This is a genomic window from Salibacter halophilus, from assembly GCF_008806325.1.
Classification (GTDB): Bacteria; Bacteroidota; Bacteroidia; order Flavobacteriales_G; family Salibacteraceae; genus Salibacter; species Salibacter halophilus.
In genome coordinates this window covers 15,420-41,201 of record NZ_WACR01000012.1, presented here as the reverse complement: position 1 = coordinate 41,201, position 25,782 = coordinate 15,420, and the positions used below count along the sequence as shown (strand labels likewise).

Here is a 25,782-nt window from a genome sequence, read left to right as displayed (position 1 = left end):
ACTTTTTCGCAAAGCAATTAATCATCAGATTGTTTTAATTTGTGAAAAATCAACCGCTTTGAAATTTTTATCAATTTTCCTGTTTGCCATTTTTAGCTCTCTTTTGTTGAGCGGGCAAACGCACAATCCACAACTGGGGGCCAGGGCAGCAGCCATGTCAAATGCCGCTGTCACGAATGTCGATGAGTGGGCAATTCACCACAACCAGGCCGCACTGGCTTATTTGGAAAAGCCAACAGCAGCCATCAGCTACCAAAACAGATTTTTGCTCAACGAACTCTCCACAAAAGCGGTAGCATTTGCTTTACCAACTGAAAATGCCGGGACATTTGGTGTTTCAGTATCGCAATTTGGTTACACGCAATACAACGAAACCAAAGCGGGAATCGCTTACGCCAGGCAGTTGGGGAAACGCATCTCGGCCGGTGTTCGGCTGAATTATTACCACATCGGGTTTCAGGAATCTTATTACGGGAACACAGGAGTTTTAACAGCCGAGATCGGGATGCTGGCCAAAGTAACTGATGATCTCACAATCGGAGCGCATCTCTACAACCCGTCTTACGCCAAAATTGCGGATTACAACGATGAGCGCATTCCGGTTATTTTGAGAATTGGCGGAGGGTACGAGTTCTCTGAAAAGCTCACGACAAATATCGAAGTGCAAAAAGACCTTGATAATGATGCTAATGTGAAAATTGGAGCAGAATATAAAGTCGTTGAAATGCTTTATCTGAGAGGCGGACTCTCGACAAATCATTTTGAAAACAGCTTTGGTTTTGGGCTTAATTTTGGCGGATTTTCAATCGATTTAGCATCCTCTTACCACTACATACTAGGATATTCACCACAAGCCTCCATGCATTATGCGTTTTGAGTTGAAACATATTCTGGTGCTGTTATCCTGCACGTTTTCAACTTTTCTTTTCGGTCAGAACCGGGAGGAAATCAAAAATTCCGTCATCCAGCAACGCATCGAGTTTTTAGCAGAGGAGGCCGAGAGCGAAAACATTGACTTCACTACTTTAACCGATGACTTGAGCTACTACTATGACTTCCCGATTAACCTCAACAATACAGATAGGGAAGAACTTGAAAGACTCAATTTACTCTCACCGTTTCAAATTGCCGGTATCCTTACATATGTTGCACAATTTGGGGAAATGAAAACCATTTACGAATTGCGTGAAGTGGAGAGTTTGGATCTGAATACGATCAATCAAATTTTACCTTTCGTGACCACAAGCCCTGTGAAAGATGACAAGAGCTTCGATCTAAAACGAGCTTTTAAATACGGTGGACACGATATCTTTTTGCGTTACAGCAGTGTACTAGAGGAACAGGAAGGATTTAGCCCAATAGCAGATTCGGTACTCGAAGAAAGTCCAAACCGCAGATACCTCGGCTCTCCCGAAAGACTTTATATGCGCTACCGGTACCAGTTTACCAACCAGCTTTCTTTTGGTTTTACTGGTGATAAAGATGCAGGAGAAGAATTCTTTTCAGGAAACAATAAAGAGGGTTTTGATTTTTATTCGGCTCATGTTTTTGCCAGGAATATTGGTCCGGTGAAGCAATTAGCGCTGGGAGATTATCACGCACAATTTGGTCAGGGTTTGGCTTTGTGGAGTGGCTTTTCATTTGGTAAAACACCAAATGCTTTAAATGCAATACGGTATGGGCAAAAGTTAAGAGCTTACACAAGTGCTAATGAAAACTTGTTTTTGCGTGGGGCGGCTGCAACTATCGAATTGTCAAATTCCATTTCAACAACTGTTTTTTACAGCAACAAAAATGTTGACGCCAACCGTGAAGGAAATGATACTGCCACTTCTGATGAAATTGTTTTCTCTTCTCTTCAGGCCAGTGGTTATCATAGAACACCGGGTGAAATGGCCGATAAATCTGCAGTGAATGAACAGATCATGGGAGGAAACGTGTCTTACGAGAAAAATAACTTCCATTTTGGGGTAACCGGAGTTCATTACAATTACGATGGATCATTCAACCGTAACTTGAGACTTTACAACAAATTCGATTTAAACGATGCTGAAACATACAATGCCAGTGCTGACTTAAACTGGATTGTAGGGAAGGTCAACTTCTTTGGAGAGGCGGCAGTTTCGCGAAATGGAGGTTGGGCATACATTAGCGGAGCTCAAATTGAACTCGACCCACGACTCGAAATGGTTGTTATCAATCGCAACTATCAAAAAGATTATCATTCGGTTTATGCGAGGGCATTTGGTGAGTCGAGCAACAACCAAAATGAAAGAGGAACTTATGTTGGAGGGCGCTTCAAAGTTGCACCGAGGTTGAACTTCACTGGTTACGCTGATTTCTACCGACACGACTGGATGAGCTTTAGAGTTGACGCTCCTTCAATTGGGGCAGATTACCTCGCACAACTCGATTACGCTCCCAGTAGCTATGTGGAAATGTATGTCCGCTACAGAACTGAAAGCGATAGGCGAAACGCCACAATGACTGAACGTCCGGTGAATGTGCCTGTCGATCAGGTTAGGCATAATTTCAGGTACGATATTGATTACAGTGTTTCTAAGAACCTGAGTTTGGGAAACCGTGTTGAGTACACTTTTTATCAAAACGGGGATGAAGATCCGGCAACCGGTTTTTTACTTTTTCAGGATGTGAAGTACAATCCCAACAAATCGAAATGGTCTTTTTGGGGCAGAATGGCGCTCTTTGATGTAACGGGTTACAACGCTCGCGTTTATGCTTACGAAAATGATGTGCTCTACTATTTTAGCATTCCGGCATTTTTTGATCGCGGATTCAGGTGGTACGGAATGTTGAAATTTGAACCAACTCGCTACCTCGATGTTTGGGCGAAGCTTGGGCAGTCTTATTACAGTAATGTTGATGAGATTAGTGCAGGGTTAAATCAAATCGACCAGCCTCACAAGACAGAGCTGCGCTTACAAATGAGAATTCGTTTTTAAGATTCTTTTAAAGTTGATTTGGGCAACATGCTGAAAAGACCAACGCGCAAATAGGCACATTTGGTTTTTGCCTACATACAAGCCATCGCTGAAAAACCAAAAGAGCCTGTTCTTTTAACTATATCTCGGACAGACTGAGAATTATTCGAACGCTTTTTGTATTGAAAAACGAGATATTAAACGTACATTAGGTGCTTGACTTATTGAAGACATGAACAGAATAAAAGAAGTTCTTGAGGTAAAAGGAATTAAGCAAAAATGGTTGGCTGAACAGCTTGGAAAGAGCTACAACATGGTTAATGGGTATGTTCAAAACAGACAACAACCCCGGTTGGAAGTGCTTTTTGAAATAGCAAAAATATTGGGGGTAAATCCTAAGGAATTGATTAAGGCTGAAGACAGTAACTAATGATATTAGATAACGAAAACGAAAATCTGAAAGTCCATGAGTGGATAAGCAAGTATACCGAAGAAGGTAAACTTGATATTGTAACTGGATACTTTACTATTGGAGCTTTGGCATACCTCTCCAAAACTGTAAATAATAAAGTTGAACAATATAGGTTAGTCCTTGGAGATATTGTGAATATTGACTTTGAGGAAAACCGGCCTCTTGACCTTCTAAACGAAAACATAACTATTGAAGCAGCTTTAAAACTCAAAAGTGTTTCTAAGGAATGTGTGAAATTTTTAAAACAAGATAAAGTATCAGCCAAAACACTTGAGCCAAATTTTTGCCATGCTAAAAACTACCTCTTTAACCCAGCGAAAAACGATGATAGAAACAAATACTTCATTTCGGGTAGCTCCAATCTTACTGAGGCCGGAATTGGACTAAAGCAGACTAGCAATGTGGAATTAAACATTGCCGAAACAGGAAATAATAACCAATACAAAGAACTGGTAGAATGGTTTGAAACACTTTGGAAAAGACCCCAGGCTCATAAGCAGAAAACCATAGTGCATAAAGATGGGACTAAAACCAAAGTTGATTTCAAGGAGTACCTTATCAATGAAATTGAGAGAATATTTATCAAGTATTCACCAAGGGATATTTACTATAAAATACTTTTTGAACTATTCGGAAATCAAATACTTGAAGAGGAAAATGATCCTGAATTCAACCGACAAGTAGGGCGACTTGAAAATTCAGTGGTTTATAACACACTTTATGATTTTCAGAAAAAAGGGGCTCTTAGCTTAATTCGTATGCTCCAAAAATACAATGGAGCAATCCTTGCAGACGCAGTAGGGCTAGGTAAAACATGGAGCGCACTTGCGGTAATGAAATTTTTCCAACTACAAGGCCGTGAGATACTTCTATTATGCCCCAAGAAACTGGAACATAACTGGAGACGATATCAAAGAAAACATGAATCAAGATTTGAAAAAGATCAATTAGATTACTCAATCCGTTTTCACACGGATTTAATTGATCAAAGACTTGAAAAATACACTGACCGTGCAGATAAATATTTCACCAATGACAAACCTAAATTGGTTGTTATTGATGAAAGCCACAACCTAAGGAATGATAAATCCAATCGTTACAAGTTTTTAATGGAGCATGTTCTCCAGCCAAATGAAGACATTAAAGTATTGCTTTTGTCGGCTACACCAATTAACAACTCTTTGAACGACATCAGGAATCAGTTCAAATTGATGGTTCAGGGAAATACTCATGGTTATGAGGAGTCTTTAGGAGTGAGAAACCTTGACTATTCATTTAGAACAGCGCAGAAAGCATTTAATGAATGGAGAAATGAACCGGAACCGAAAATATCGGAGTTCATTAAAAAACTTCCGGCCAACTTCTTTACGCTTACAGATACATTGACCGTTTCACGGACAAGAAAGATGATCGAGGGACAAGAGTCTGCACTAACGTTTCCAAAAAAGGGAAGGCCAAAAAATTTATTTGTTACACCCAATGAACTTGGGAAGTTCGAATCTTTTGAAGAGTTATTCGACCACTTCCCTCCCAAGCTTTCAGGTTATCAACCTTCTGCTTATATAGAAAAAATTGAGAGTGATGTTCTTCATGATGAAAGACAAAGGGAGTTCTTTCTAGTCAAGATGCTGTATATATTAATGGTTAAAAGATTGGAGTCATCATGGAATTCTTTCTTTTCAACAATCGGCAAAATCAAAGATCACCATCAAAATGCATTAGACTGGATAAAGGCATTTCAGCAAGAAAAGAAAAACGATACGTTAAAAGAAGATCGCAAGGACTTGTTTGAAGATGACGAACTGGAAGCGGAATATGAAGAGTATTCCCTGGGGAAGAAAAGAAAGGTGAAATTATCAGATATTGATGCTGCTGGAAATCTGGAATACTTTAAAGATGACCTCAAAAAGGATTTGGAATCACTGGATAGCCTATACTTAAATCTTTTGAAGTTTGAGGAGCGAATCAAAAAAGAAACCATACAACCCACAAACCACAATTCCGCTGATCATAAACTGGAAGTATTGATCAAACAGATTGAACAGAAAAGACAATCAAGCCATAATGCCAACAATCAAAAAGTAGTCATATTCACTGTTTACCGGGATACCGCTGAATACTTGTTTAAGCAATTAAAATCCAGAGGCTATGACAAGTTAGCCATGGTTTCAGGTTCCGGCTCTTTGGCTTCTGATACGGATGAGGAAAGCAAACTCTTTGAACCCATTCTGGAACGCTTCGCTCCCTACACCAAACTGTTTAAAGAAAAAGAATGGGATTTCGACATCAAAAAGGGCGACTGGGCAGCATATCAAAATTGGATCGCCTGGGTGAAAGAGAACCATCCTAAAACGTATGTGAAACTTCAAAGCCCTATCGACATTCTGATTGCCACGGATACGCTGAGTGAAGGACAAAATTTACAGGATGCCGACATGGTTATCAATTACGATATTCACTGGAATCCTGTTCGGATTATTCAGCGAATGGGACGTATTGACCGGCTGGGCTCACCGAATGAAAAAATATTTGGAATCAATTTCTGGCCTTCGAACAACATTAATAGTTACCTCGATTTACAGGGCAGAATAGAACAACGCATGGCAGCTATGAAATTAGCTGGATCAGAAGTCCAGTTGGATTTTTCTGAAACCTTCAAAGAAATGGCTGAAGACGAAAACCTTGAGAGTCGTCTCAAAGAGAGAATGATGAAGCAAATGCAAACTTCCTGGGAAGACATTGAAGTGAGTGATCAGGGATTGGGTTTTGATGACTTGTCACTGGAACGTTATCGTCAGGATTTAATGGAAGAGTTTAACAAGGACAAAGCCAAATACCAACACATGCCAAAGGGCGTTTATTCCGGTTTCAAAGCGGATGCTGCAATTTGTCCCGAAGACGGTATCATCGCCCTGTTAGGTTATCCAAACAGACCTCAGAAGGCTAAAACGCATGAATACAAGGTTTTTGACCTGATCTATATCAATAATAATGGACAATTGGTTCTGCTTAATCAAAAGGAGGTCCTGGATGCGATCACTTATCACAAGGATAGGGAACGATATGTACCCGATGCAATTGATAAAGGAAATGAGAATGAAATTCAAAGATTGGTTAAATCACTGAAAGCCTATTTAGACAGTCAAGCTGCAGAGGTAGCTGAACAAGAAGATGGCAGCACTAAAAAGACCATGGGCAAAGAAGCTAAAGATGTGCTGGCTAAACTGAGAAAGGGCGAGAAATCTGCGGTAGAACGGGTGAAACAAAACGTGAAAGTGGACGAGAAATATAGATTAGAAAATTTTGATTTAATAACCTGGTTTTTGGTCTCCGTTTAAATATGGCGAATTCGCCACAATAGAGAAACAATGGCAAAAAACAAGAAAATAGAAGTACAAGGAACGGAAATCACCTTTTTCAAAGGTAAAAAGGACGACTTTATATCACTGACTGATATTGCACGATATAAGGACTCTGCCAACATGAATGCCATCATCCAAAACTGGCTCAGGAATAGAAATACCATCGAATTACTTGGCTTTTGGGAGAAACTCAACAACCCTGATTTTAAACCCCTCGAATTCGAGGGGTTTAAAAAACAAGCCGGGCTCAATAGTTTTGTCCTCACTCCAAAACGCTGGATTGAAACAACAAACGCCATCGGTCTCATTTCTAAATCCGGCCGATATGGCGGTACGTACGCTCATAAAGACATTGCTTTTGAGTTTGCTTCCTGGATCTCCATCGAGTTCAAGCTTTATGTTATAAAGGAGTTCCAACGCCTAAAAGAGGTAGAAAGCAATCGTCAAAAACTCGACTGGAACCTGCAACGCACGCTTGCCAAAGTCAATTACTCCATTCATACCGATGCCATCAAGGAAAAACTGATTCCGGAAAGGCTCAATAAAAAACAAATATCTTTTGTATATGCAACGGAGGCTGACATGCTCAATATGGCACTTTTCGGAAAAACCGCAGCCGAATGGAGAAATGAAAACCCCGAAGCAAAAGGCAATATACGGGATGATGCTACTCTTGAACAACTGGTTGTACTCTCAAACCTGGAAAGTATCAATGCGGTATTGATCCGGCAGGGGCATTCACAATCAGAACGATTGGAGCAACTCAACGAGATCGCCATCACACAAATGACATCACTAATCAATAATTCGAATTTGAAAAAGCTGGATAAATGAAACTAACGCATTTTAAAGACATCAATTTTCTTCCGGCCATCAAGGCGCTCTTCAAAGAACTGAATGTGCCCATGAATTATGTGGCTGATGAGCCTACCACTGCAAAAGAAATTCTCAAGGATACCTACAAGGAAAACGAAACTTTCCGACTTGTTGATGATGTCTATTTCGTGGGTATGGTGGACGATGCGGCTTTTGAAGGCAATCAATCACTGGAAACGGAGAAAATCAAATCCGACTATGACGGTATCCTGATATTCGGAATTACCCTACACCCGCGACCAAACAATCTGTTGCCTACTCGTTCCCAACTGGCAGAAATTTCCCGCGCGTTCAACCGGGAGTTTTACTATACCCCTGTGGTATTGGTTTTTAAATACAAAGACGACCAAAAAAATTATTTGGCTTTTGCCAATACGGAGCGGTTGAAATACAAACAGGAATGGCGCGAAGGCGAAAAAGCGGGTAAGGTTTCCCTGCTTCGGGATATTGATATTCAAAAGCCCCATGCCGGTCATGAACGCATTATTGCAGAACTTCAAATTCCCCTCACCGGTAGAAATGCGGTGGATTCTTTTGCCAAACTCTACAATTACTGGCAGGAAGTATTTAATGTCAGCATCTTAAACAAGAAGTTTTATCAGGAACTTTCCAATTGGTACTTCTGGGCTATTAATCATGTTAAGTTTCCCTCAGAGCCAACCATAGAAGATGCTCATCGAAAAGAAGCCAACCTGGATGACCTCATTAAAGAGCACAATGCCACCAATGTCATTCGCTTGCTCACACGATTGTTGTTTACCTGGTTCATCAAAGAAAAGAAACTGGTTCCTGACGAACTTTTTGACCTGGATGCACTGCAAAAAGATATCCTCAATGAAATTTCTCCCTACCATGAAAACGGCATGTTCAAAGATGCCAATAAAGAAAGCGTTTACTACAAGGCTATTTTGCAAAACCTGTTTTTTGCTTCGCTCAACTGTCCCATAGAAGCGGATGAAACGGATAGGCGAACAAGAGGGTTTCGAGAGCTTACTACAAAATCAGGAAAGGAAGCCAGAGGAAAACATCAAGGTATAGATTATCTGATGAGATATGAAGAATATTTTAAAGATTCAGAAGCGTTTCTTGATCTCATGAATAAAAGCGTCCCATTCTTAAATGGTGGCTTATTTGAGTGTCTTGATGATAAAGAAAATAAAATATTATTAGATGGATTTTCAGATAACCTAAAAGGATACAAGGAGCAACTCATTGTACCGGACTATCTCTTTTTCGGGGCAACGGAACATGTGGATTTGAGCCCGGAATACGGAGTGAAAAATAAAGGGACAAAACAAGCAGCGGTAAAAGGGCTCATCAATATTCTCCATTCCTATAAGTTTACTGTTACTGAAAATACCCCCGTAGAAGAAGATGTGGCGCTTGACCCTGAATTACTGGGGAAAGTCTTTGAAAATCTACTGGCCAGTTACAACCCTGAAACCAAAACAACAGCCCGCAAGCAAACCGGCTCTTTCTACACTCCTAGGGAAATTGTGAATTACATGGTGGACGAGAGCCTGATCGCTTACCTGAAAAATGCAATAAAAGATTGGAACCTTGGTGATGAGGAACTGGATCAAAAATTACATCAACTAAGTTCTTTTGATCCCGGAAACCCGTTTGCCGAAGATGAAAAGCTCACTAAACAAATTGTAAAAGCCATAGATGAATGCAAAATTTTAGACCCGGCCTGTGGTTCCGGTGCATTTCCCATGGGCATTTTGCAGAAAATGGTGCACATGCTCCAAAAGCTTGACCCGGAGAATATCATTTGGAAAGAAGTGCAGAAAAACAAGGCCAAACAAGCGGCTGATGATGCATTCGAAATAGAAGATAAAGAAGAACGAAGTGAGCGCTTGCGTGAAATAGATGAGGCTTTTGACCGGAGTATTAACGATCCCGATTATGCCCGGAAGCTTTACCTGATTGAAAACTGTATATACGGGGTTGATATTCAGCCCATTGCCACCCAGATTTCCAAATTGCGCTTTTTCATCTCCCTGGTGGTGGATCAGCGTAAAAATAATGATAAGCCTAACTTCGGCATTCGTGCCCTGCCCAACCTCGAAACCAAGTTTGTGGCTGCCAATACGCTCATAGGAATTGATAAACCCAAAGACCAGCTGAATATCTTCGATGGTGGGGAAATTAAGAAATTGGAAAGCCAGCTTAAAAAAGTGCGTCACAAACTCTTTAGCGCACGAACTAAGGATACCAAACTTAAATATCGCGAAAAGGACGAAGAATTGCGCAGTGCCATTGCTGATGAGTTAAAACAAAGCGGATGGCCCAATGATACTGCAGAAAAATTGGCTGCATGGGATCCCTATGATCAAAACGCCTCTTCCACTTTCTTTGACCCGGAATGGATGTTTGATGTAAAAGCGTTTGATGTGGTGATTGGTAATCCGCCATATATTAATACTAAAAGTGGAATTCAATCAGCTTTTAAGAAATATTATAAGGAGCGTTACAATTCAGCAACTGGACAATTTGATTTATTTAGTCTGTTTATTGAGTTATCTCTAGAACATAGTAAGATACTTTCATTAATTGTTCCAAAGCCAATAATAAATAATGAGAACTATGAAGTTTTAAGAAGGTTAATCAATGATTGTGGTGTTCAAACACTTGTTACTGGCTCAAATATTTTTGAAAATGCAGGAGTTGAATCCTGCATATTTATCACAAATCCAAATACAAAGAAAACAAGAATTGAGCATTTTAATTTCACGAGAGGGTTTAAACACTTGTTTAAGGTAGCTTCCGAGAATTTCAATAAACTACCTTTCAAAATTTTCAATACTTTAATATACCCTGATGAGTACGAAATAATTGATAATATCCAAAGAAATTCCGTAAACCTTGAAACAATTATAGAAATATTCAGGGGAGTTGAATCAGGAAAAAAAGACAAAACAATTAACTCGAATGGCCAAGGGCATGAGCTACTGCGAGGAGAAGACTTATCTCAATTTAAAATACAAGATACGAACCTCTGGATTGATGCCGATTTCTCAAATACATCTAAATTTAAAACTAAAGAACTTTACAAAAGTCCAAAACTGTGTATCAGAAGAGTAGGAAACAAAGTGACAACAGCTATTGACCTTAAGAACAAAGTAAGTCTTAATACTGTATATAACTGTCACTTGAAGTCAGGTAATCATGAGAATTATTGGGGGTTATGCGCACTGTTAAATTCTTCTTTGATTAATTACTGGTTTTTCAAAGTTTACATTCTTGATGATGTCCTTTTTCCCTATCAAAGAGTGTCTCAGTTAGGAAAGATCCCCATAAAGAATGTTTACGAAGATTCAGTTCTCATTTTACTCTCAAAAATTCTACACTTCAATAGAGATTCATTAATTAATGCTATAGTAGATTCAGTGGTACTCAATCTTTACTTCTCCGACCACATGAAAGAGCGGGAGATTGATGTGCTGGAATTTGTAGAGCGGGATATGCAAAAAGTCATGCATGGCCGGGAGTTTGACAGCCTGGATGATGCAGAAAAAGAAAAGGTCATTGAGCAACTTCACGCTACTTGGAGTGATCCCGAGAATGAGGCGGTGAAGCGCATGGCGCAGTTTAAGAAGAAAAGCCCGGATATTTTGAAACCGATATTGGAAAGCTGATGAGTTAACTACAAACCTTAATTGGACAATGGACAAAGAAACATTTTTAAAGAGAATACAAGGTTTTGTAGAAGGCGTTCCGCTGATTGTACTTGGTAGTGGGGCTACTGTTCCATATGGATTACCTACAATGAGCCAATTAGCAGAGCAATTGGAAACGGAGATCAACTTTAACTCAGACGATAGGGATAATTATGAAGTATGGAATGAGTTTAAAAACAAATTGCAAAAGACAGGCGATTTAGAAACTGCCCTTCAGGAGACAAGAGTAACCGAAGCGATTTTGAAAAGAGTAATCAAATGTACCTGGAATTTCGTGAATGAAGCAGACAAAAAGGCCTTTGATAAGATTATATCAAATCCCCAAGAATTTCACTTGATAAACCTTCTCAAACATTTTGGAACTTCACAAAGGGAGTTGAGGGTAATTACAACCAATTATGATCGATTGGCCGAATATGCTTCAAGCTATACAAACGGATTTGCTTACACAGGATTCACTAATAATTATGTTGGCAATCATATTGCTGAGGCAGCCGACCAGAAGTACAAACAGTTAGACCATTACGGATATTTGATTAAAATTTGGAAAATACACGGTTCATTGGATTGGTTTAAAAATGGAGAAGGAGTAGTAAGGAGCTTCCCCCATTCACAATACATAGCTGATAATCATTCACCATGCATTATTACACCCGGTGCGGAAAAATATAGGGAATCGCTACAAGACCCATTCCGGTCAATTTTAACCCAAATTGATAAGGACTTTTCAAATGCCTCATCATTTTTATGTATTGGCTATGGTTTCAATGATGAGCATGTTCATCCCAAGTTGCTAAGTAAAGCCAAGAATGACAATATTCCCGTGGTTTTGGCAACCAAAGAAATTTCAAAAGCAGCTAAGAGGGAAATACTGAATAGTGATATTCAAAAATATGCGTTGATTGAAGATAATGGTAAAAATGGTACTCGTGTTTTTCTATCCGACCATGAGGAGGAAATAGTTTACGATAATGAAGACTTTTGGTCGGTAAGCGGTTTAATGTCAATTCTAAAATAACAAATATGGCAATATTCGATTTCGATAAATCAAATTCGGTAGGTAAAGTTTTCAGCGTTGACACCGGTACTGTCATTGTGAAGGTTGACAACCTAAACGAATTAAGGAAATTTCAAGTCAATCAATTAGTGGCCTTGCAAAGTTCTAAAGCTGGACAACATTTGATTGGATTGATAAGCAAAATCACAAGAAAAGTAGTTGATGACAAGGACACGGATGATACCACTCCGCATGATGATGTGTTTTTTCAGCTTTCCGAAAATCTGATTAAGGTAACCTTGATCGGCACTTTGTTTGACAAAAAAGGAGAGAAACGTGATGTGTTTCAGCGAAACATAGATTCCGTTCCAGAAATTGATGCGGAGTGCTATCCATTGCAAGGTAATAATCTAACTTCATTCATGGGGACTATCTCAAAAGTGAGCGAAGAAGGAGAAAAATCGCTTTCCATTGGAAAGTACTCAATTGACAACGATGCAGAAGCCTATCTGGATGGAGATAAGTTATTTCAACGTCATGCTGTTATTGTAGGAAGCACAGGTTCCGGAAAATCTTGGTGTGTCGCAAAGCTAATAGAGCAGATTGCTGATTTACCAATGGCAAACGGCTTATTATTTGATATTCACGGTGAGTACAGTACAGATGAATTTAAAAAGGAAGGCATTGAGCATTTCCGTGTGGCGAACCCTGGCGACCTTGCCAAGGAGAATAAATTAGACAATAATGTGCTAATGCTACCATACTGGCTTCTTACCTATGAAGAAATGCTTGCCATGCTTCTAGATAGAAGCGATAATAATGCTCCTAATCAGGCAATGATTTTTTCTAAAACTGTCACTGAAGAGAAAGAAAAATATTTAAAGAGTAAAAATGCTGATGAACTATTGGCTTCCTTCACAATTGACAGCCCAGTTCCGTATAAACTCGAAGAAGTACTGAATAAACTGCGTTATTATGACGAAGATGAGGAGGTGCCAGGTGCTAAAGCTGGAACAACAAAGGCAGGCCCAATGAGAAGCAGGCTGACAAGGTTTATACAAAGATTAGAAGCAAAAAAACAGGATAAGCGACTTGGTTTTTTATTTGATGTGACAGAAAGCGAAATGCAGCTTGACTGGATGGAAAAGTTTTGTTCTGCCCTAATGCTCGGAAAAGATAACAACCAAAGGAATGGCATTAAAGTCATTGACTTTTCAGAAGTGCCTTCTGATATTCTCCCACTCATAATTGGCTTGGTAGGGAGAATTATTTTTTCTGTTCAACAATGGACTCCTAAAGAAAATAGACACCCTATTTCACTATTTTGTGATGAAGCTCATCTGTATATTCCAGAAAGAATTACTTCCGACTCTGTTGAAAAACTTGGGTTAAATAATTTTGAGCGAATAGCAAAGGAAGGAAGAAAATATGGAGTTGGATTAGTTGTGATTAGCCAAAGACCTTCAGAAGTGAATAGAACAATCCTGAGTCAATGCAATAACTTTATTTCATTGCGATTAACAAATATTGACGATCAATCCGTTATAAAAAGACTACTCCCTGATAATCTTTCAGGATTGACTGATGTAGTTCCTGTGTTAGATATTGGAGAAGCATTAGTTGTCGGTGATGCTTCTTTACTGCCATCAAGAATAAATATTGATGAACCTAGTATCAAACCGTCCAGTGCTACATTGGATTTTTGGAAAGAATGGAGCAAACCAAAGGAAAAGGTACAGCAAGGATTAATTCAGGCAATTACAAACTTGAGAAAGCAGGGAAAATAATTCTACTAAATATACCACCGTCTATAAAAACGATTTGTACAGAAATCCTCGGTCTGACAAAAATGAACTGGAACAATACCCAATTTGACAATAAATATCCTATCACCATTGGATGTGCTCGAAAAGTAGGAGAGATTATGAAATATCTTGGAGAAAAGGACACACCAAAAGAAGCATATGCGTTTTACATGTAAAAAAACCAGACAACAAATGCCAACGCTCAACAGCCACACAATTACTCACAGCTTGCTTCTTTTTAAAAGTGTTCATGAACCGCGTTTGCCAAGCCGCGCAAAGCCAACGCGCCAACCAAAGCTTGTCAAAGAGTGTGTCTGAGCCAACGCACGGTCGAAAGAAAAGAAAGCACGATTGCACAACATTGTATAAGCGTAATGCGGGCTGAACGGCTAAAAATGAGTAATTCGGCTTCTTTGAAACTTTGCGATATGCGGAGTGTGAATTGCTTCGAAATCCTACACTAAGCTTATACTTGGCCAATAGGGCAACCATACGATTAAGGTAGTCTATTCTAAGGTTTTCTTATTGATTCATAAATAAGAGAATAGTTTTAACTTTTTTACTCAAGAATTCACACTAGAAGGGTTACACATCTGCAATATCACTATGTTTTTGCTTTCCAGTTATTTGGTCTATTCTGTATCGAATCGACTCAGCCACAAATGAGTTCAATGACTCTTGAGCTTCCATAGCTAATAAAGCAGCTTGTCTATGTAAATGGGAGGAAAGGCGCACATTGAAACTTCCCTTAAATGGCTTTTCAGGCTTTTCTCCTTCTTCTTTACAATATGAAAGGTAAGTGTCTATGGCATCTTTAAAGTCCTGCTCTAAATCCTTGCCAGTTTCTCCTTCATATGAAATCAAGCTTTTTATTCCCAGTACTTTACCATAAAGCAACTGATCCTCCACACTATACTCTATACTTCCAGTATAACCGCGATGCTTTAAATATTTCATGGTTTTAATGTGTTTTGTATTTCAAGTAATTTTAATTTCACTCAACTCTATCTTTATGGCTTTTGATTTTGAAAGCCTTCAATAGAATTGATTAGTCTTCTAATTTCTTTGCTATCTGTTTTAGCTGGTATTTTTTCATTATACCATCAGGATGCGGTTTGTGGAGTAATATTTTATCGCCTCGTTTATTTTTAAATAAAACTCGAGATCCAGATGTTTTCCCTTTTTTAACTTCTTCATATTCATAGTATTTTAATAGCTTCACTACTTCTTTGTAGTGGAAGTCTTTTGGAAAAGTGAAAAAACGAGCTTTTAATTTCTCTTTTTTCATAACGCAAAGTAACTAAATATAGTTGCAAGATACAATTTTATTATACTCCTGTTTTTGAACTCTTAAAAAGGAAGCTTACGTACAATACATCACGATTTCCATAAATACTTAATTTAGCAATATGAGAAGTTTTTTCGTACTTCCTTTTATGTTTTTGGCTCTGACCATTAACGCTCAGGAGCATGAGTCGGTTGAAGACCTGGCTAAAGATTTTGTGAAGGCGCTCAGGAAAATGGAGACGTCTTCGTTCATCGAGTTGTACGAAAAGGATTCTGTGATTGTCGAAAACTTCAATGAAAAACTGGGCTTTAACTACCACGACTCGCTGGTTGCTGACTTTTCAAGCCTCATTAAAACCGGACTCGAAAAAGGGATCGACTGGAATAAAATAAAGTTCGTTAAAGCTGAGTATATCACACGAACTGACGGACCATTTTTAATTGCTCAACCCACAGTTATCGTTTTTCAACACAGGTTGTTCAGGTATGCAATTAACATGAATTGTTCGCGTATTGAAGGTGATTGGGGATTTGTTCCCATCAAACGAAAAGTTCCGGATATTTATATCAAGAAGATTTAACCTCTTCAGTAACCATCTCAATTTTAAATCCCATTTTCTCCAAATCATTCCAAAAGTTGGGGTATGATTTAGCTACAACTTTAGGGTTGTCGATAGTTACAGACTCCATCACGAGTGCGAGAGGAGCAAATGACATCGCCATTCTGTGGTCGCCATAAGTGTTGATGTGAGCACTTACCGGTAGGCTTTCTGTTCGGTCGACAATGATTTCAGTATCGTCAATTACATCCACTTCAGCACCCAATCTTGTAAGTTCGATACGTAGGGCTTCAATGCGATCTGTCTCTTTAACTTTGAGTGTTTTTAAACCCAGGAGCGTTCCACTGCTTCCTAGTCCGGCAATTGTAACAGCTACTGTTTGAGCTAAATCTGGATTGTGGAGAAGCTCGAGTCGCTTGTGACTGATTCTTGTCGAGTCATCGAGTTTCACGAGTTCTACTCCGTCTTCACTGAAGTAGCTATCAACACCAAAGCCTTTGTAGATTCTGGAAACTGCACAATCGGCCTGAAGATTGGACTTATTAAGACCTTTAAGCTTGATTTGTGCTTCATTACTGAATGCTGCTAATTCGTACCAGTAAGAGGCTGCACTCCAGTCCGGTTCAATCTCGTAGGAGTCTGGCATTTCATAAGCACCGGGTTTTACTGAAAGTACATTTCCTTCCCAGGAATACTCAGCACCAAACTTATTCATGATGCGGAGAGTCATTTCGAGATAGGGTCGCGAAACCATATCACCCTTCAATGTAACTTCAATTCCTTTTTTACAATACGGAGCAATCATCGCCAAAGCTGATAGGTACTGGCTACTGATAGAAGCATCTAACTCCACAGAACCTCCTATGAGGTTTCTACCAGTAATAATGAGAGGTGGTTTTCCGGTTTCTTCAGCATAAGAAATATCAGCACCGAGATCCTGCAAAGCACTCACGAGGGCCTCAATAGGGCGATTTTTCATTTGCTCACTACAGGTAAGTTTTCGTTTACCCGGTAACAGGCTGAGCAATGCCATGATGAATCGGAAAGTTGTTCCGCCACTACCTGCATTGATCTCATCATGATTGATTTTTTCAAGAACACTAATCAATGACTTTGTATCCTGCGATTCAGAAATATTTTTGATCTCACAGTTGCTGTCACTCAAAAGCTTGATGATTAAAACTCTGTTGGAGACACTTTTAGAAAACGGCAATTTAATTTCGCCCTTTAATTTTTTGTCTTCCGGTGCAATAATCTTCACCGCTTCGCCTTCACTCATATTGCGTTCCATTGTTTAATTGCCGATTCAATATCTTCACTATTCACTTCAATTCCCCATTTCACCTTGCCCGGCTCTTCGAGTAACGAACAACGAATGTTTTGGTTTGTGTTTTTCTTGTCTGCAAGTGCTATTTCGGTCAGAGCCTCACCTCTAAATTCGAGCTTGAATACATCAGGATACCAGCTTTTGAGCTTTTCCTGAATGTTTTTTCTGATGTTATTATCCAATAAGTTTTTCTCTTCAGCGATGAAGTTTTCGATGACTATCCCGGCTGCAACTGCTTCACCGTGAAGTAATTCATGGTCAGATCCTAAAACTGCCGTTTCTACCGCATGGCCAATTGTGTGGCCAAGGTTGAGTATTTGTCGTTCGCCTTTTTCAAAAGGATCTGACTGAACAACCTGTTGCTTGACAGCGATTATTCTCTTTAGTAAGTCTGTAGTAATTACTTCTTTTGACGGAGATTCTATTTTTTGAATTTCTTCGAAAAGTGAAACATTGTCAATTAAAGCGTGCTTGTAGACTTCAGCCCAGCCGCTCATGAACTCTCTTTGCGGGAGGGTTTGTAGAAAATCGGTGTTGAGAAATGTAGCAACAGGATCATTAAATGTTCCAACCTGGTTTTTAACTCCATCTAAATTGATACCTGTTTTTCCGCCAATTGAGGCGTCAACCATTGCTAGCAGGGAAGTGGGAATATTGATAAAGTCGATTCCTCTTTTATAAGTTGAAGCGATAAATCCGCCCAAATCGGTAACCATACCACCGCCCAGATTGATGAGAACTGCATGTCTATCAGCATTGTGGCTCATCAGTGCCTGCCATAGCGAAATTGCAATTTCCGGTGATTTAGATCCTTCGCCATCCGGAACGAGTAAAATTTCAGCATCTTCAAGTTGAGATACACCAATTTGATCCAGTGTTAAGATGCAATGGTCGTGCGTGTTTTGATCAACCAGAATGAACTTGATTGAGTCGCTGTAATTCTCTTCTAAAAGAGTGTTTAACTGCGAGAAATCTTTATTGAAAATAAGATTTGAGTTTTTTGCTTGCATAATTAACAGGCGCAATCTTTTTCGCGTCCTACAATTCCAAAATCGAGTAATGTGTGGGTAGAGTCAGAGGAAAATTCAAATTCACCGAAAACCGTTACAGAACTCGATTTTTCCCACTCGATTTGGTAGATCCTGGGCTCTGACCGTGTACTACTTTCTTTGAAATTTATTTCGCCATCATTCATTACATTTTCAATATCCAGCGATGTGAGTTCATGGCATTTGAGCAAGCAGGTGTACTCATCAGGATATTGCAAATTTGAATCGGCTTTTAATTCGTTCAAAATTCGGTTTTTAGGTGTCCACGCTAACAACTCATCAGCGTTGCGATTGCGCAAAACTAATGCCCAGGTGAGGATTAATCCCAATCCTACTCCGATAAAATAAATTCTCAATCTACGCGCCATACTACAGTGCTGACATCAACAGGTCTAAATCTTTATAAGGGATTCCGTAAGATTCTCCCAAAAATTCGTTGGTGAGTGTTCCGTTGTAGATGTATACGCCTTTTCGCAATCCGCGGTTTTTCTTGAGGAGTGCATCTACACCGCCTTCTTCACCAATACTCAATAAAATTGGCGCGAAGATATTACTTAAGGCATAACTGGCAGTACGTGAAACGCGTGAAGCGATATTGGGAACGCAATAATGGATAACGCCATGTTTAGTGAAAACGGGATAATCGTGATTGGTAACTTCGCTGGTTCCAAATACGCCTCCCTGGTCAATGCTCACGTCAACAATGACAGAGCCTTTTTTCATGGCAGAAACCATTTCTTCAGAGACAACGCATGGAGTTCTTCCGTGCGGAGCTCTTATCGCTCCTATAGCAACATCTGCTGTTTTGAGCGCATTGGCTATAACTTTTGGCTGAAGGGTGGAGGTGAACAGGCGCTGACCGAGACTGTTTTGTAGTCTGCGCAATTTGTATGTGCTATTGTCGAAGACTTTAACTGTAGCTCCTAGTCCGAGTGCTGCACGAGTTGCATATTCGCCAACGCTTCCGGCTCCAATAATGACAACTTCAGATGGTTTAACTCCGGTAATTCCACCGAGCATTGTTCCAACTCCGTTGTTGTAATTGCTCAGGTATTCTGCTGCGATGAGAACCGCAGTATTTCCTCCTATTTCACCCATTGCGTTGACGATGGGCAGGTTTCCTTCTGCATCCATGAAATAATCCCAGGCAATTGCAGTGACGCGCTTGCTCATGAGGTTTTTGAGGAAGTTCTCTGGCTGAATAGAGAGTTGAAGAGCTGAGACTAATAGTTGCTTGCGCTGCATCAGGTTGATTTCGTCCATTGAAGGTGGCTCTACTTTGAGTATGACCTGTGCTTTGTAAACTTCATCTTTGCTCTCAACAATTTTAGCTCCGGCTTCGCTGTAATCGCGGTCGCTGAAATTGCTCGCTTTTCCGGCATCCATTTCAACCCAAACTTCGTGTCCGTTATTGGTTAGTAGAGCAACGGCCTCAGGAGCGAGAGCTACCCGGTTTTCCTGAAACGAAATTTCTCTTGGAATACCGATGTAGAGTTTCCTGGAATCTTCTTTCACTGCCAGGAGTTGTTCCTGCGGTTGGCGGGATGCTTCCTGGGATAAATTCTTTACTGGATCATCTGAACTCATGTGCCGGTAACTTTATAATTGCGCTCCTCAAAGTTACAATGTTGAATGACAATTTTCACTGTATCGGCAGGTAAAAGATTTTCAATTCGCTCAGGCCATTCGATCAGGCAAAGGTTTCCGCTGTCTAAATACTCTTCAAATCCGATGTCGTAAGCCTCTGTTTCATCCTCGAGCCGATAGAAATCAAAGTGGTAAACTTTACCGTTATCGTACTCGTTGACAAGGGCGAAAGTAGGACTGTTCACATCTGCTTTTTCAATACCGAGTTGGTGACAGATTTCTTTGATGAGTGTTGTCTTGCCTGCACCAAGGTCGCCATAGAACGCAAAAACATTGTGATCTGACCGTAAAGGCAGAATTGTTTCTTCAACGAAGCCTGGAAGATCATCTTCTTTTATGGTACTATCAACTGACATTATTTTGGCGTTAAAAGAATAAACGGAACAACCATTTCTTCAAGGGAAATTCCCCCGTGCTGGAAGGTGTCGCGATAGTATTTTACGTAGTAATTGTAATTATTGGGGTAGGCGAAAAACTTGTCTTCCTTGGCAAAGATGAACCGTGAAGCTACGTTTTGAGCAGGCAAAAATGCTTCTTCAGGTTTTTCGATATCGAGTACGTCCTTTTCTTTGTACTGAATGTTTTTCCCTACTTTGTAGCGCAAGTTTGTGTTGAGGTTTTTATCTCCAACAACTTTTGAAGGAGTTCCAACTCTAACTGTTCCGTGATCAGTTGTGATGATGAGGTTTGCCTCGTTCTCAGCAATTTGTCGTACAATATCGTAAAGGGGTGAGTGCTCAAACCAGCTCATAGTAAGACTGCGGTAAGCTGCTTCGTCATCTGCCAGTTCGCGAATTACTTCCATATCAGTACGAGCGTGGGAAAGCATGTCAACGAAATTGTAAACGATTACATTGAAATCGTTTTGCATGAGGTTAGAGAAATTCTCTGCCAGTTTCTTTCCGAACCGTAAATTCGTCACCTTGTTGTAGCTCGACTTTCCGTTGAACTCGAGTCGTTTGAGGTTGTTTTCTAAAAAGCTGTCTTCGCTTGCATTCTTGCTACCCTCATCATTTTCGTTTTTCCATAATTCAGGAAACATCTTTTGAATTTCGAGCGGTTTGAGACCGGCAAAAATTGAATTGCGGGCATAGTGAGTAGCTGTTGGTAAAATACTCAGGTAAGTACTCTCTTCTTCAATTCTGAAAAGCGACTCAAAAACCGGGCGCAAAACTTTCCACTGATCAAAGCGCAAGTTGTCGATAACGAGCATGAAAAGTGGCTTTTTATCGAAATGTGGCTTCACTTTTCTTTTGAAAAGGTTGTGAGACATCACAGGGGCCTGATCTTCATTGCGCATCCAGTACTGGTAATTGTCTTCAATGAAGCGAGAGAATTGAGCGTTAGCTTCTTCCTTTTGCATCTTCACGACATCCTTCATGCCGTCATCCTGGCTGCTTTCCAGTTCCAGCTCCCAGTAAACCATTTGACGGTAAATATCCATCCACTCGTCAATATCGAGCGGGTCGTTGAGTCGCATACCGATTTGCCTAAACTCCTGCTGATAGTTTGATGTCGTTTTTTGACTTACCAGTCGGTCAGTGTCGAGGTTCTTTTTAATAGAGAGTAAAATCTGCTTTGGATTTACCGGCTTGATGAGGTAATCAGAGATTTTTGAACCGATCGCTTCTTCCATAATCTGCTCTTCTTCACTCTTTGTGATCATCACAACAGGAACAGCGGGACGTTTTGTTTTGATTAAATCGAGCGTTTCCAAACCGGTGAGTCCCGGCATGTTTTCATCGAGAAAAATAATGTCAGGACTTTCATCAATTGCCAGTTCCAGCGCATCATCACCATTTGTTGCGGTCAGAACCGAAAACCCTTTTTCCTCGAGAAACATAATGTGTGGCTTGAGCAAATCGATCTCGTCATCGGCCCATAAAATTTTTACACTCATAAATATTTTAGACTTTTGCTAACCTTGTGACATTGTGCACAAGAGAAGTAATTTAAACCTATTTCAATTGACAACTACCAGTAAACGAAAAATATTTAACGATCCCATTTACGGGTTTATTTCAATTCCCAGCGAAATCGTTTTCGACCTCATTGAACATCGCTACCTGCAACGCTTGCGCAGGATTGCTCAACTTGGATTAACAAATATAGTGTACTCTGGCGCGAATCACACAAGATTTCAGCACACTTTGGGAGCGATGCATCTAATGAGCCGGGCTATAGATGTAATCAGATCTAAAGGTTTTGAAATAACTGATGAGGAAGCAACCGGGGCAACTATTGCAATTTTACTCCACGATATAGGTCACGGGCCGTTTTCTCATACATTAGAATACAGTCTCGTAGAAGGAGTCAATCACGAGTCTATTTCAGCACTTTTCATGAAAAGACTCAATAAGGAATTTGAAGGTGAACTGAGCCTGGCAATCGATATATTTAAAGGGAATTACCACAAAAAATATTTACACCAGTTAGTTTCGAGTCAGCTCGATGTCGATCGCCTCGATTATCTCAAACGCGATAGCTTTTTCACCGGAGTTTCTGAGGGCGTTATCGGATCTGAACGAATCATCAAAATGCTGAGTGTAGCAGATGGCGAACTAGCTGTGGAAGCGAAAGGAATTTACAGCATTGAAAAGTTTCTCGTAGCTCGCAGGTTGATGTACTGGCAGGTTTATTTGCACAAAACGGTATTGGCGGCAGAAAATTTACTGACAAAAATTCTCAAACGCGCTAAGGAGTTAGCATCTGAGAATGTTGACTTGTTTGCGTCTCCGGCTCTGAAAATATTCCTTTATCAAAGCCATTCGAGCAAAGATTTTCAGTCAGATCCAAAACTTCTCGATGAATTTGCCCGTCTCGATGACTTCGATATTATGGGTGCTATAAAGGTTTGGTGCGATCACGAAGATTTTGTGTTGAGTAATCTCTGTTGCATGCTCATCAATAGAACGCTCCTAAAAGTAGAGATCCAAAAGGATGAATTTGATCGAGGTAAAATCACCGAAAAACAGGCAGAAATCGCATCAAAATGGAAGCTAAGTGATCACGAAGCATCGTATTTCGTTTTTAGTAACGAAGTGGTGAACAGGGCTTACAGTCAAAAGACTGATAATATCAACATATTGCACAAAACCGGAGAGGTTATGGATATTGCAAATGATGCAGATTTGCTCAATATTTCCATGCTGTCAGAGCCTGTGAAGAAATACTTCCTGTGTTATCCTAAAAACGCTTAAATTTGCCGCGGTTTGTTGAAAAGTAATTTTTAGCGTTATTTAGCTTGAATTGTTTCACAATACCTTTGACCCGCACTAAAATAGCGCATTTCGAAAAAAGTTTTTCCCTACATGGAGTTTACAGCAGGGCAATTAGCAGAAATATTAAATGGAAAAATCGAAGGTGACGAAAGCACCAAAGTGAGTTCCTTGTCAAAGATTGATGAAGGCATAGAAAACTCCATTTCATTTCTCTACAGTACTGATTATCTTGAATATTTATATACCACGCAAGCAAGCGTTGTCATCATTAGTGATGAACTGAAGGTTGAAAAGGAAATGAAATTCAACCCAACTCTTATAAGGGTTGATGATGCGCGAATGGCTTTTGCCAAATTACTCGAAGCTTACAAAAGCATGCAGATGAACCACAAGAAAGGTATTCATCCTAGTGCTGTAATAGAGGAAGATGCTGAAGTTGGTGAGAATACTTACATCGGTCCGCAGGTTTATGTGGGGCACGGAGCTAAAATCGGTTCTGACTGTCAAATAAATGCTCAAGCAGTTATCGCTGAAAATGTGAAGATGGGTAACAATTGTGTGATCCATCACGGTGTTCGAATTCTCGAAGATTCTGTGATTGGCGATTATTGCACGATTCAATCCGGAGCAGTGATAGGCGGTGACGGTTTTGGTTTTCAACCAAACAGCGAAAACAATTATCAAAAAATTACACATGTTGGAAATGTGATTTTAGAGGATAATGTTGAAATAGGCGTCAACACGACAATTGATAAAGCTACATTCGGTTCAACGATTATCAGGAAAGGCGTTAAGCTCGATAACCTCATTCAGGTTGGTCACAACTGCGAGATTGGTGAGAATACTGTGATTGCTGCTCAAAGTGGTGTTGCCGGATCAGTGAAAATTGGAAAAAACTGTATGATTGGCGGGCAAGTTGGTTTTGCAGGTCATCAAAAAATAGCTGATGGCGTCAAAATAGCTGCACAATCTGGAATACAGGGAGATATAGAAAAAGAGAACGAAATAGTTCAGGGATCACCAGCATTGAATATTGGTGATTATAAACGCTCTTACGTGATCTTTAGGCAGTTACCTAAAGTCAAAGGAGAAGTGAGCGAACTCAAGAAAGAAATTAAGGATTTGAAAAATAAACTCGGCTCTTAGTGATGGCTGAAAAACAACAAACATTAAAAGAAAGTATTGAATTTAACGGTGTTGGCCTTCATACGGGAAAACCTGTTAAGATGATTATCAAACCTGCTCCGGCTAATCATTGGTTTAAATTCAAGAGGGTTGATCTCGAAGGAAACCCAATTATTTGTGCTGATGTCGACTATGTTTACTCAACTAAACGCGGTACAAGTTTGAAACAAAACGGTGCTGAAGTTCACACGACAGAGCACGTTTTAGCAGCACTCTACGGGATGTCAGTTGACAATGCGCTCATTGAAGTTGACGGCCCTGAAATTCCTATTCTCGATGGTAGCGCTCAACAATTTGTTGAAGCGATTAGTAAAGCAGGTCTTGAAGAACAGGATGCCGAGCGTGAATATTTTGAGTTGAGTGAAAACCTCAAATACGAAAACGAAGAAAAGCAGGCTGAGATATTAGCTGTTCCAGATGACGAATACCGTGTAACAGTAATGGTCGATTACAATTCACCACTGTTAGGTACACAGCACGCTATGATGTACAACATTCGTGAATTTGAAGATCAAATTTCAGGTTGTAGAACATTTGTTTTTCTCAGGGAACTCATGCAGTTGGTAAATGCTGGATTGATCAAAGGTGGAGATGTCAACAACGCCATTGTGATGATCGATACGGATTTGACCAAAGAAGAAAAAGAAAAGCTGGCAAGTACTTTCAATAAACCTGTTTCCATGCTCAAGGAAGTTGGAATAGGGATTTTGAATAATGTCGATTTGCGTTTTGAAAACGAGCCTGCTCGTCACAAGCTTCTCGATATCATTGGTGATTTGGCTCTGATGGGGAAACACATCAAAGCTCATATTCTGGCTGCTCGTCCAGGTCACTTGAGTAATTGTGAATTTGCAAAAGTGCTCAAGCAACAGGTGAAAAAACAGCGTACAAAACCACCTCAATACGATCTCACGAAAGAGCCTCTCTATAACATAAATGATGTTGAGGATATTCTCCCTCATCGCTATCCTTTTTTGTTAGTCGATAAGATTATTGAGCTACAGAAAGACGACTATGTTGTGGGTATGAAAAATGTGACTCGCAATGAAGAGTTTTTCAATGGTCACTTTCCCGGTGAACCAATTATGCCGGGTGTGATGATTATTGAGGCGATGGCTCAAACTGGAGGGTTCCTCGTTTTGGCGCATGTTGATGATCCAACTCAGTACGCCACTTATTTCATGAAAATTGACAAAGTTCGCTTCAAACACAAAGTGATTCCGGGTGATACGATTTTACTCAAGCTCGAACTACTCTCACCAATCAGGAGAGGTTTGGCTCACATGAAGGGAACAGCTTATGTTGGCGATAAAATTGCAGCTGAAGGTGAACTCCTCGCTCAAATTGCCAAAAAACAGTAAATAGAAGA

The 25,782-nt window shown here is 40.0% G+C and carries 21 protein-coding genes; 13 read left to right on the top strand and 8 right to left on the bottom strand.

All coding sequences use genetic code 11. The features are described from left to right. Nucleotides 1-58: 58 nt before the first annotated feature. The 9 genes from F3059_RS12545 (at nucleotide 59) to F3059_RS13835 (ending at nucleotide 14,313) form a co-directional block, all read left to right on the top strand. Entirely contained in the window at nucleotides 59-877 is an 819-nt protein-coding gene (locus F3059_RS12545) for a PorV/PorQ family protein (RefSeq protein WP_151169800.1), read from the top strand. After that, a complete protein-coding gene (locus tag F3059_RS12540; protein ID WP_151169798.1) occupies nucleotides 867-2,963 on the top strand; it encodes a ComEA family DNA-binding protein in 2,097 nt (698 codons plus the stop codon). The genes F3059_RS12545 and F3059_RS12540 overlap by 11 nt, the downstream gene beginning before the upstream one ends. Before the next feature lie 211 nt (nucleotides 2,964-3,174). Then, complete coding sequence (locus tag F3059_RS12535) at nucleotides 3,175-3,372, top strand: helix-turn-helix domain-containing protein (protein ID WP_151169796.1); 198 nt, start codon at nucleotides 3,175-3,177, stop codon at nucleotides 3,370-3,372. Further along, complete coding sequence (locus F3059_RS12530) at nucleotides 3,372-6,752, top strand: helicase-related protein (RefSeq protein ID WP_151169794.1); 3,381 nt, start codon at nucleotides 3,372-3,374, stop codon at nucleotides 6,750-6,752. The genes F3059_RS12535 and F3059_RS12530 overlap by 1 nt, the downstream gene beginning before the upstream one ends. Nucleotides 6,753-6,782: 30 nt before the next feature. Beyond that, complete coding sequence (locus tag F3059_RS12525) at nucleotides 6,783-7,610, top strand: KilA-N domain-containing protein (protein WP_151169792.1); 828 nt, start codon at nucleotides 6,783-6,785, stop codon at nucleotides 7,608-7,610. After that, complete coding sequence (locus tag F3059_RS12520) at nucleotides 7,607-11,293, top strand: Eco57I restriction-modification methylase domain-containing protein (protein ID WP_151169790.1); 3,687 nt, start codon at nucleotides 7,607-7,609, stop codon at nucleotides 11,291-11,293. Before F3059_RS12525 ends, F3059_RS12520 begins: the two co-directional genes overlap by 4 nt. Before the next feature lie 28 nt (nucleotides 11,294-11,321). After that, nucleotides 11,322-12,353: an SIR2 family protein gene (locus tag F3059_RS12515; RefSeq protein ID WP_151169788.1), complete on the top strand. Its 1,032-nt coding sequence runs from the start codon at nucleotides 11,322-11,324 to the stop codon at nucleotides 12,351-12,353. A 5-nt stretch (nucleotides 12,354-12,358) separates the two neighbouring features. Further along, nucleotides 12,359-14,119, top strand: a complete 1,761-nt coding sequence (locus tag F3059_RS12510) for an ATP-binding protein (protein WP_151169786.1) — start codon at nucleotides 12,359-12,361, stop codon at nucleotides 14,117-14,119. Nucleotides 14,120-14,181: 62 nt separating this feature from the next. After that, entirely contained in the window at nucleotides 14,182-14,313 is a 132-nt protein-coding gene (locus F3059_RS13835; protein WP_262713931.1) for a hypothetical protein, read from the top strand. 409 nt (nucleotides 14,314-14,722) lie between these two features. Here F3059_RS13835 and F3059_RS12500 read toward each other — a convergent pair whose 3' ends face one another. Both F3059_RS12500 and F3059_RS12495 read right to left on the bottom strand, forming a co-directional pair. Next, entirely contained in the window at nucleotides 14,723-15,094 is a 372-nt protein-coding gene (locus F3059_RS12500; protein WP_151169782.1) for a type II toxin-antitoxin system HicB family antitoxin, read from the bottom strand. A gap of 91 nt (nucleotides 15,095-15,185) precedes the next feature. Continuing rightward, a complete protein-coding gene (locus tag F3059_RS12495; RefSeq protein ID WP_151169780.1) occupies nucleotides 15,186-15,425 on the bottom strand; it encodes a type II toxin-antitoxin system HicA family toxin in 240 nt (79 codons plus the stop codon). Between the two features lie 121 nt (nucleotides 15,426-15,546). On the opposite strand from F3059_RS12495, the gene F3059_RS12490 reads away from it, so the two are divergent. Continuing rightward, the gene (locus F3059_RS12490) at nucleotides 15,547-16,005 is read left to right on the top strand and encodes a hypothetical protein (RefSeq protein ID WP_151169778.1); all 459 of its coding nucleotides are present in this window, start codon (nucleotides 15,547-15,549) and stop codon (nucleotides 16,003-16,005) included. Here the strand turns inward: F3059_RS12490 and F3059_RS12485 are convergent. The 6 genes from F3059_RS12485 to porX are packed head-to-tail and all read right to left on the bottom strand — an operon-like array spanning nucleotide 15,992 to nucleotide 21,907. Next, complete coding sequence (locus tag F3059_RS12485) at nucleotides 15,992-17,263, bottom strand: 3-phosphoshikimate 1-carboxyvinyltransferase (protein WP_170265173.1); 1,272 nt, start codon at nucleotides 17,261-17,263, stop codon at nucleotides 15,992-15,994. The two genes, F3059_RS12490 and F3059_RS12485, sit on opposite strands and share 14 nt — an antisense overlap. Beyond that, complete coding sequence (gene aroB / locus F3059_RS12480) at nucleotides 17,260-18,321, bottom strand: 3-dehydroquinate synthase (RefSeq protein WP_151169774.1); 1,062 nt, start codon at nucleotides 18,319-18,321, stop codon at nucleotides 17,260-17,262. Before aroB ends, F3059_RS12485 begins: the two co-directional genes overlap by 4 nt. 2 nt (nucleotides 18,322-18,323) lie before the next feature. Next, nucleotides 18,324-18,728, bottom strand: a complete 405-nt coding sequence (locus F3059_RS12475) for a hypothetical protein (RefSeq protein ID WP_151169772.1) — start codon at nucleotides 18,726-18,728, stop codon at nucleotides 18,324-18,326. Between the two features lies 1 nt (nucleotide 18,729). After that, nucleotides 18,730-19,947 (bottom strand): alanine dehydrogenase, encoded by a 1,218-nt coding sequence (locus tag F3059_RS12470; protein WP_151169770.1) that lies wholly within the window; start codon nucleotides 19,945-19,947, stop codon nucleotides 18,730-18,732. Further along, nucleotides 19,944-20,363 (bottom strand): tRNA (adenosine(37)-N6)-threonylcarbamoyltransferase complex ATPase subunit type 1 TsaE, encoded by a 420-nt coding sequence (gene tsaE, locus F3059_RS12465; RefSeq protein ID WP_151169768.1) that lies wholly within the window; start codon nucleotides 20,361-20,363, stop codon nucleotides 19,944-19,946. The genes F3059_RS12470 and tsaE overlap by 4 nt, the downstream gene beginning before the upstream one ends. Beyond that, nucleotides 20,363-21,907 (bottom strand): T9SS response regulator signal transducer PorX, encoded by a 1,545-nt coding sequence (gene porX, locus F3059_RS12460; protein ID WP_151169766.1) that lies wholly within the window; start codon nucleotides 21,905-21,907, stop codon nucleotides 20,363-20,365. The genes tsaE and porX overlap by 1 nt, the downstream gene beginning before the upstream one ends. A gap of 67 nt (nucleotides 21,908-21,974) precedes the next feature. Here porX and F3059_RS12455 point away from each other — a divergent pair, with 67 nt between their 5' ends. From F3059_RS12455 to F3059_RS12445, 3 genes are all read left to right on the top strand, one after another. After that, complete coding sequence (locus tag F3059_RS12455) at nucleotides 21,975-23,207, top strand: HD domain-containing protein (RefSeq protein ID WP_151169764.1); 1,233 nt, start codon at nucleotides 21,975-21,977, stop codon at nucleotides 23,205-23,207. Nucleotides 23,208-23,318: 111 nt separating this feature from the next. Next, on the top strand, nucleotides 23,319-24,374 hold the full coding sequence (gene lpxD, locus F3059_RS12450; protein WP_151169762.1) for a UDP-3-O-(3-hydroxymyristoyl)glucosamine N-acyltransferase: 1,056 nt from the start codon (nucleotides 23,319-23,321) through the stop codon (nucleotides 24,372-24,374). 2 nt (nucleotides 24,375-24,376) lie between these two features. Next, on the top strand, nucleotides 24,377-25,774 hold the full coding sequence (locus tag F3059_RS12445) for a bifunctional UDP-3-O-[3-hydroxymyristoyl] N-acetylglucosamine deacetylase/3-hydroxyacyl-ACP dehydratase (protein ID WP_151169760.1): 1,398 nt from the start codon (nucleotides 24,377-24,379) through the stop codon (nucleotides 25,772-25,774). The last annotated feature ends 8 nt before the right edge of the window (nucleotides 25,775-25,782 follow it).